The organism is Oceanobacillus salinisoli (genome assembly GCF_009733865.1).
GTDB classification, from domain to species: Bacteria; Bacillota; Bacilli; order Bacillales; family Amphibacillaceae; genus Oceanobacillus; species Oceanobacillus salinisoli.
On the sequence record NZ_WOFB01000049.1, the window covers coordinates 1 to 8,385 of the forward strand.

General features: G+C 37.7%; 8 protein-coding genes and 2 pseudogenes. 4 read left to right on the forward strand and 6 right to left on the reverse strand.

Going from position 1 to position 8,385, the window contains the following annotated elements; genetic code table 11:
* Positions 1-119 precede the first annotated feature (119 nt).
* From GMJ66_RS19830 to GMJ66_RS19840, 3 genes are read right to left on the reverse strand one after another with little or no spacing between them, the layout of a single operon-like run.
* The gene (locus GMJ66_RS19830) at positions 120-518 is read right to left on the reverse strand and encodes a VOC family protein (protein ID WP_156292051.1); all 399 of its coding nucleotides are present in this window, start codon (positions 516-518) and stop codon (positions 120-122) included.
* 25 nt (positions 519-543) lie between these two features.
* On the reverse strand, positions 544-1,302 hold the full coding sequence (locus tag GMJ66_RS19835) for a phosphosulfolactate synthase (RefSeq protein WP_156292052.1): 759 nt from the start codon (positions 1,300-1,302) through the stop codon (positions 544-546).
* On the reverse strand, positions 1,296-1,991 hold the full coding sequence (locus GMJ66_RS19840; RefSeq protein ID WP_156292053.1) for a 2-phosphosulfolactate phosphatase: 696 nt from the start codon (positions 1,989-1,991) through the stop codon (positions 1,296-1,298). The genes GMJ66_RS19835 and GMJ66_RS19840 overlap by 7 nt, the downstream gene beginning before the upstream one ends.
* 211 nt (positions 1,992-2,202) lie before the next feature.
* On the opposite strand from GMJ66_RS19840, the gene GMJ66_RS19845 reads away from it, so the two are divergent.
* From GMJ66_RS19845 to cysC, 4 genes and pseudogenes are all read left to right on the forward strand, one after another.
* Positions 2,203-2,910: a phosphoadenylyl-sulfate reductase gene (locus tag GMJ66_RS19845; protein ID WP_269321896.1), complete on the forward strand. Its 708-nt coding sequence runs from the start codon at positions 2,203-2,205 to the stop codon at positions 2,908-2,910.
* A gap of 16 nt (positions 2,911-2,926) precedes the next feature.
* Positions 2,927-4,021 carry an inorganic phosphate transporter gene (locus GMJ66_RS19850; RefSeq protein ID WP_156292054.1) on the forward strand — a complete coding sequence of 365 codons (1,095 nt, stop codon included), beginning with the start codon at positions 2,927-2,929 and terminating at the stop codon, positions 4,019-4,021.
* On the forward strand, positions 4,008-5,162 hold the full coding sequence (sat, locus tag GMJ66_RS19855) for a sulfate adenylyltransferase (protein ID WP_156292055.1): 1,155 nt from the start codon (positions 4,008-4,010) through the stop codon (positions 5,160-5,162). The genes GMJ66_RS19850 and sat overlap by 14 nt, the downstream gene beginning before the upstream one ends.
* A 2-nt stretch (positions 5,163-5,164) precedes the next feature.
* A pseudogene (cysC, locus tag GMJ66_RS19860) lies at positions 5,165-5,777 on the forward strand (adenylyl-sulfate kinase).
* Positions 5,778-6,227: 450 nt separating this feature from the next.
* Here the strand turns inward: cysC and GMJ66_RS19865 are convergent.
* The 3 genes and pseudogenes from GMJ66_RS19865 to GMJ66_RS19875 all read right to left on the reverse strand — a co-directional run bounded on the left by GMJ66_RS19865 (position 6,228) and on the right by GMJ66_RS19875 (position 7,772).
* Positions 6,228-6,764 (reverse strand): GNAT family N-acetyltransferase, encoded by a 537-nt coding sequence (locus GMJ66_RS19865; protein ID WP_156292056.1) that lies wholly within the window; start codon positions 6,762-6,764, stop codon positions 6,228-6,230.
* A gap of 92 nt (positions 6,765-6,856) precedes the next feature.
* Positions 6,857-7,432 (reverse strand): annotated as a pseudogene (locus tag GMJ66_RS19870) (sugar O-acetyltransferase).
* Between the two features lie 166 nt (positions 7,433-7,598).
* Complete coding sequence (locus tag GMJ66_RS19875) at positions 7,599-7,772, reverse strand: Fe3+ hydroxamate ABC transporter substrate-binding protein (RefSeq protein ID WP_156292057.1); 174 nt, start codon at positions 7,770-7,772, stop codon at positions 7,599-7,601.
* Positions 7,773-8,385: the final 613 nt, after the last annotated feature.

Here is an 8,385-nt window from a genome sequence, read left to right on the forward strand (position 1 = left end):
TTGTCCATTATAAGGGGGGCGTTCACTGTCACTTCCCGGATTTTGTTGAATTATGTCGAACAATTCCTTTAAACCATGAGAAGAAGCGTGTATGGAACATACACGCTTCTTTCAACCCGCTAATAAACCATTTCCATATCATGGTAATACTTGAATTCCAGTAAATTATTTGCTGGATCAATCAGGAAAAATGTCATGTGTTCCTCCTGTTTCCCCTCAAACCGCACCATTGGTTTAGCAAAAAAAGGAAGGTTCTGGTGAATGGCAAATTCCAAAGCCTGGTTATATTCATCCTTATCCAAGAAGGTGATTCCATAATGCCTTGGATACATTTTTGGTTCTTCATCAATATGGTCCGGACTTAAATGACATACTACTTGATCTCCAAAAAAATCAAATGTTACGCGATCATCATATCTTCTGGCAAGTTTGCAGCCTAATTTTTCATAAAAGTCTACGGTCTCATCTAAATCCTTGCATGGAATCGCCAAATGAAATACTTTATTTGTCTCTCTCACTATATTCTCCCCCTTAAAATTTTCATTACATATGAAACGTATCAGAGCGTAATCCTAAACGAAGTGTCTCCAGTGAAATCACGTCTGATAAAGCAATATTAGCGAGGTTCACATTTACTCCAGCATGTTTAATAAAGAAAGTCTGCATTTTTTTATTTGGTGCTTCAAATATGAGTTTTTCCAGAGGTATCCCCGAATCAATTATTTCGTCAAAAACATCACTTCTAACGTCCCCATTTTCATGACACATCCCACTGGTTCCACTTTCCCTTGCTTCTGTGATTACTTTCGTTGCCCCAGCCTCAAGATCCTCGTGAATATTTTCCAGCCATTCTGTTGAATCCTGCCTATTTGATATGGAAGTGTCTTTATTCCCTACTTCGCTAAAAATAACAAAATCCCTAGAAAACTCTTCAATAAAAACTGCCTTTTCCCCATTGCTGATAGGAACAGTTCCATTTGAAATTTCTACATAATCGCAGCCAAACTTTTGACAAAGCCTATAGTAATCCTCAATCTTATCTTGGCTTAAAAACTTTTCAAATAATGTTCCACCAAAGAAGAAATCAATATGATGTTTCCGTAACCAGGCAATTTTTTGTTCCAAAAATGGTGTAACTAACGAAGTGCCCCAGCCAAATTTCACAAAATCAATAAACGCACTTGAACTATGGATCGTGTCCATGAATAAGTTCTTCGGTGCTCCATTGTCAATTAAAATCGTTAACCCATTTTCTCTTGGCTTGGTTTCTCTAGATGGTAAGACTAATCCCGATTCTAACATGCGTTAACCCTCTCAATCACAGGAATTCTGCCTGTTTTATTCACTTTCATGACAAAATCTGTATTTAACTCTTGGGTACAGCAGTAAATATCCTCACGTTTAAAATCCTTCTTGTCTTTATCAAAAAATTTTTCCGCTACATGACTTTGCTGTATTCTACTAATTACCTCTTCTTCTGAAATGGAGGCTGAATCCTCTAATATACTTTTTACATACTTTGCACAAGCAAGATCATCGTCGCCGCATGGATGAGATGCAATGATATTTATAGTCGCACCATTACATCTGAATATTCTCTCTCTAATAAATTCCGCTGTTTTTCTCGCATTCGTAAACCCTGTAACAAATACATGTTCAGATGAGAGGTTATTTAATGTTGCACGTACTCCATTTGTGGTCTTCTGAACAAGAACCTTTCCTTCTAGATCTTTTTGTTGAATATAATATGGAGAGTTATCTAAATCAAACCCCTCAATCTTTAAAGCATCTACCTCCCCTGCCAGCAGATATTCTGGGTGCTGCTTCTTAACCTGAAATGCTTGCTTTACCGACTCTACAAGAAATATTCTTCGTATTCCTTTCATAAAGGCATAATGGGAAACGGTAAAAGCTCTGATTACATCAATAACAACCGTAATATCTGCTTTTACTGGCGGAGACTCTCTGCCTTGATAAATACGAGCCTGCATCCTTTTAGTCCCCTTGTTATAAATTTTTACTAGTAAATTCAAACTCCTTAGGTGAACTATTGTATGTATATTCGCCTAGTTCATTTTGGTTACACTACATTTCGAATTATTAGAATTTTATTTTAACAATATATTAGCATATTGAATACATTTAATTTAAGGCAAATACCTAGTATGAATGAACTAAATTATATTAAACGGGGGGAATACGATGGAGAACATGTTAACCTATGAAAAATGGGATAAACAACTACAGAACCGTTTGAACTATGAGTTAAGAGATTTCATGGAAGTCATTAAATGGGCTTATCAAGCATATAAAGAAAAAATTTTATACTCCTGCAGCTTTGGGGCAGAGGGAATAGTGCTGATTGACCTCATCTCTAAAGTGAATCCAGAAGCAAAGATAGTATTTTTGGATACAAATTTGCATTTCAAAGAAACCTATTCCCTTTTAGATAAAGTAAAGAAAAAATACCCAAAATTGAATATAAAGATAGTTGAACCTGCCTTCACTCTAGAACAACAGGCTAAAAAATATGAAAAAAAACTTTGGGAACATAATCCAAATCAATGCTGTCAGATTAGAAAAATTATACCGTTGGAAAAAGAACTGGAAAATGTGGATGCCTGGATTTCCGGGTTAAGACGGGAACAATCCCCTACTCGAAAATCCATGGAATATATTAACAAAGATCACCGGTTCAAACGAGTAAAAATTTGTCCACTAATTCATTGGACTTGGGATAATGTCTGGAAATATATTAAGTTAAATAACCTGCCCTATAATGAACTCCATGACCATAACTATCCCAGTATCGGTTGTGCCATGTGTACACTTCCAGTAACCAAAGGTGACCAGCGTTCAGGCCGGTGGGCTAATTTCGAGAAAATTGAATGCGGTCTGCACCAGGCCTGACGAGGAGCTATTTAACGTGTTCATCTTACTGGCGTGTGTCATATCCTTCTTTTTTGCTGCTAATATTGGGGCCAGTGGTGCGGCAGCATCGATGGGAATAGCTTATGGTTCTGGTGTAGTAAAAAGCAAAAAAAATGCGCTGCTATTTTGTGCAATTGGTATCTTTCTTGGAGCAACAATAGGGGGAGGAAACGTCGCAAAAACGATTAGTTCAGGGATTGTCCCTGAAAATACCATCTCCATTTACATTGCCCTTATCATCCTGGCATCTGCAGCTATATCTTTATTTTTTGCAAATCTAAGCGGCATTCCTCTATCTACAAGTGAAGTTACTGTCGGAGCAATAGTTGGTGTTGGTATCGCTTATCAAGCACTGTTTATTAAAACATTAGCTGTCATTATCATGTTCTGGATACTCGTACCTTTGATTGCCTTTTTACTGGCCTATGCTGCTAATAGTGTGATTAAAATTATCCGTCAAAAATATCCGTTTCTTTCCAAAGAGAAAAGCACGAAAGTCTTGGCTATTCTAGTCATTCTTACAGGATTTTTTGAAGCTTTCTCTTCCGGAATGAATAATGTAGCCAATGCAGTTGGTCCAATTATTGCTGCTGGTATCATTAATATTCATGAAGGTATGTTGTTCGGAGGAATGGTTGTCGCTTTAGGTGCATATTTCCTTGGGGCAAATGTCATCGAAACGAACGGAAAAAGAATTACTGACTTAAGTTTATTGCAAGGAACAGCTGTTTCTGGAATTGGTGGAATATTGGTTATTATTGCTTCTATTTTTGGAATTCCAATCCCCCATACTCAAGTAACCACCTGCAGCATTTTAGGGATTGGTGCTTCGGATAAAGGAAAGGAATTATGGAAAAAAGCAATCGTTGTAAAGTTAATCAAAACTTGGGTCATTTCACCCGTTTTTTCCCTAGTTATTTCCTATAATTTAGTCAAAATATTTATTTACTTTGATTTTTCCGGAATAGCAGTTTTATTTCTTTTTATTGTTTTTGTATATGTTATTAGTCAATGGAAACCGAGTAAAAATCAGCCAGTTCGGGCGAAAAAAATAGTAACTAAAAATACAGGGGGAAATTATTGTGAATAAGCCACACGGTGGATTTCTAATCAATAGAGTAGATACAAATTATAAGATAGATGAAAAAAATATAATGGTTCAACTAGATACAACTGCACTAAGTGATTTGGAATTAATCGCAACTGGGGCGTACAGTCCCTTAACCGGATTCATGGACAAAAAGAATTATCAATCTGTAGTACAAAAAATGCGGCTTGACAATAAGCTGCCATGGAGTATACCCATTACACTTCCTGTTGACCAAGATAAGGCGGGGTTGATTAACTTGGGGAGTACAGTAAACCTTGTTCACGAAAACGTCATTTATGGTGTGATGACCGTTCAGGAGAAGTTTGTACCTGATAAGAAAGAAGAAGCAAAACAAGTTTATCAAACCACATACTCATCACACCCTGGCGTAAAGAAACTTTATGAACGTCCTGATATTAATCTTGGTGGACCTATTACTCTAATAAAATTTCCCCAAAAGGAAAATTTCCAAGAATATTATTTAGAACCTAAACAAACTAGAGAATCATTTCAACGGTTAGGGTGGAAAACTATTGTAGGGTTTCAAACCCGAAATCCAGTACACCGAGCACATGAATATATTCAAAAATCAGCATTGGAAACGGTAGATGGGTTACTACTGCATCCATTGGTCGGCGAAACTAAAAAGGGAGATATACCTAGTGAGTTACGTATGGAATGTTACCAAACCTTACTAGAAAACTATTATCCTAAAAATCGGGTTTTCTTATCGGTATTTCCAGCTGCAATGCGATATGCCGGTCCGAGAGAAGCAATATTCCATGCACTCGTTCGTAAAAATTATGGCTGCACCCATTTTATAGTCGGTCGTGATCATGCAGGTGTGGGTGACTATTACGGAACATACGATGCACAGAAAATCTTCCGTCATTTTTCAGAAGAAGAAATCGGGATAGAAATACTATGCTTTGAAAATAGTTTCTATTGTCTTAAGTGTGAGAGCATGGGAACAGCAAAAACCTGTCCACACGATAAAACAGATCACATCTCCCTTTCCGGAACGAAGGTTAGAGCTATGTTAAGGGAAGGAAAAATCCCTCCTAAGCAGTTCAGCCGACCTGAAGTGGCGAAAAAACTTAGTGAAGGTATGTCAAAAATTCTAGTGGAAACGGGGCAATAAACATGGTACAAAACTATATTATATGGCATCCAACGAAGATAACTAAGAAGGATAGGCAAAAATTAAATAATCATAAAACCTGTGTCCTTTGGTTTACTGGATATTCAGGATCGGGTAAGTCCACTCTTGCCAGCGAACTGGACTATCAGCTCTATTCATCAGGAATCAGAAGCTATGTATTGGACGGAGATAATGTTAGACACGGACTGAACAAGGAGCTGGGGTTTAGTCCTGCTGATCGGGTAGAGAACATAAGAAGAGTTGGCGAAGTGGCTAAACTCTTTGTGGATGGCGGGCAAATTGTCATAACTGCTTTTATTTCACCCTATAGAAAAGACCGCGAACAGGTTAGGAAGCTTTTTGAGGAAGGTGAATTTATAGAAGTGTTTATTGAGTGCCCCATCGAAATTTGTGAGAAACGTGATCCAAAAGGGTTATACAAAAAAGCTAGAAACGGAGAAATCAATAACTTTACCGGTATCGATTCTCCTTATGAACCCCCGATAAAATCCTGACCTAACCATTAATACGGAAAAATACACAGTAAGTGAAGCAGCCCAGTTAATCGTCACTTACCTAAGAAAAAAGAGAATCTTAGATTATTACGGTGCCTAATAACGGTGCCTGGCACTTCCCGATTTTTGTCGAATAATGTTGTCTATTCGAAAACCTTAATAGATAAGGAGATTAGACAACAGAACCATGTTCAACAAAACGACAGTGCCCAGCACCTCTAATTAAGCTTTTCTCTCTATCAAATATATTCCACCCCCCATAAACAATACCCCAATCAGTAGCATAATCGAAAGTCGTTCTGCCCGCTAACTTACTTTTCTGTATTTGCTGATCTATTTCTGTAAAAACAAAGTGAATCTTCAATCAGTGGGGGTCTTACAGCCAGTTAATCACGTGATAAAACTATCCGATTTATTAAGTAGATCAAATAACTTATCCTGCTCCTATTCTACCTTGTCTTCTTCAAAAAAACAGGGGCTTGGACGCGACCTTTAACTATCAAATCCGCCCAAGAGAAATAAGAACACTTATGTCATTTGTTTGATCAGGCTAAGCATTTTTAATTTCCAGCCATTCTTTCTCCAAAATACTCATTTCCAACAAGCTCCAGTATTCATCTCCATTTTTAACTGTATCCCTAAGATAGCCTTCTTTCGTAAAACCAGCCTTTTCGTAGCAGGCAATCGCAGGCGTATTAAAGTCAAAAACTCCGAGACTCACCCGATGCAAATGTAGTTCATCAAAGGCAATATTTAAAATTCCCTTTATCATTTGCTGACCAATTCCTTTTCCCCTCACGCTTTTATCACCAATTAATACTTTACCCACTCTTGCTGATTTGTGTTTCCTATCAATTCTCCCCAAGGAAATATGGCCAACCACATTTCCCGTTTCCTTGTCCATCACTTTGTAAATCAAACTATCCGCATCTTCCTTATTCGCATTTTCTATGTACTTTTCCAGTTGGTTATTCGTTAAAGGAAAATCAAATACAGGTCCTCCCCATTGGAGCATGAACTGCGGAGTTTCAATCCAGTCAATCAGTTGGTTAAAATCTGATCGTTCAAAGTATTTAAGCTCGATCAAAGTGATTTCCCCCTTTTTATCCAATGATTAAAAAAGTGCGTTTCCGCTTTTTGCAGTGGAAACGCGAGATTAGTTGACATGCAGATGTCGATTTACCGACTTCTGTCTTGTAAATCAATCTCCCTGATCACTTTTGCAGGATTTCCACCTACAATGGTATTGGAAGGAACATCTTTTGTTACTACAGCACCAGATGCAACAACCACATTATCTCCAAGCGTAACCCCTGGGTTGATGATGGCCCCACCGCCAATCCATACATTATCTCCTATAACTACCGGTTTCCCGTATTCAAGGCCTTAATTCCGCTCAAATGGATTCACTGGATGAGCTGCAGTATAAATATGTACACCAGGTCCAAGCATGCAGTTTTCTCCAAAGCGTACTTCACAAACATCCAATATGACACAATAAAAATTAGCAAAGAAATTATCTCTAACATGAATATTATAGCCGTAATCACAGCGGAAATCCGGCTCTATATAAACGCTTTTACCAGCTGTACCAAATAATTGTTTAATTGTCTGAACCCGATTATCGTTATCCGTTTCTATAATTTGGTTGAACAGACGAGTTAAATACCTTGCTTGCTCCCGCTCCTTTACTAATTCGCTGTCCCACGGCTTGTATAACTCTCCATCGAGCATTTTTTGTTTCTCTGATTTCATATATACCTCCTGCATTTCTTCCTTTGTTCCTATACTGTAACTACATTACTATACTACTTTTAAATTCTTAAAATAAAGCTGTATCACTAATTCACATGGTTTCTCATGATTTGATTATCCCCTTGTCACCACTTCAACAACCACATATGTTCTGTTAATTTCAATTCTATGTATTTTTATGCTCAAAACAATCCTCGCAAATAAATTTACCCGCATTTCTTAAGTAAGCTTTTATTTCTGTGAATCCTTTTCGTTTCGGATAACGCATTTTGACAAAAACCATGTCCTCTCCTTTAATCTCTTTATCACACTTTATGCATTTTGGCTTCTCCCATAACATGTGAAATCCTCCTGTCTTTTCTCACTTTCTTAAACTATTACGGATAACACCCTAAAAGGTTTCAACAGTCATGTTGATTTCCATTACATTTAATCAGATAAATCGAAACAGACCACACAGCGAATACCAGAAATAATTAAATATAAAGAATAAAGAAAAGCGTAAAGCAAAACCTAAGAAAAAATACAATGCATTGGAGGTATTACTGTGAAAATCCGAAATATTATAGAAAGAGCATTAGTGGATAATAAGCTAGCCAATCAATTAGAGAAAAGAGTTCATAGACCAACTAAAAATGAAACCAAGCATTAATCCAAAAAGTACAATTCCCTTATAGAATTGCACTTTTCTTTAGAAAAGCGCAATTGCCCGTTTAGCGACGTACGGACTGCGCCTGGCCATGCCAGGTGGTTCAATGTTGCTGATGCAAAGCAGCGGTCTTAATTGAACATTCCACTGCCGTAGGAGATAAAGGAAACACGACGAACGGAGTGAGTCGATGTTGACTTTCACCGCAAGGGTATAAGTGCGACTAAGCCTCTGGTTTCACCAATCGGCAAGTCTTCTTTATCGTACGGAGGTGAGGGAAGTCCGCTAGTCGCTGGGCGATGGA

Coding starts and splice junctions, on each gene's coding strand:
- GMJ66_RS19835 (WP_156292052.1), bottom strand. CDS start 1,302: ATGTTAGAATCGGGATTAGTCTTACCATCTAGAGAAACCAAGCCAAGA.
- GMJ66_RS19840 (WP_156292053.1), bottom strand. CDS start 1,991: ATGCAGGCTCGTATTTATCAAGGCAGAGAGTCTCCGCCAGTAAAAGCA.
- GMJ66_RS19845 (WP_269321896.1), top strand. CDS start 2,203: ATGGAGAACATGTTAACCTATGAAAAATGGGATAAACAACTACAGAAC.
- GMJ66_RS19875 (WP_156292057.1), bottom strand. CDS start 7,772: ATGTTATGGGAGAAGCCAAAATGCATAAAGTGTGATAAAGAGATTAAA.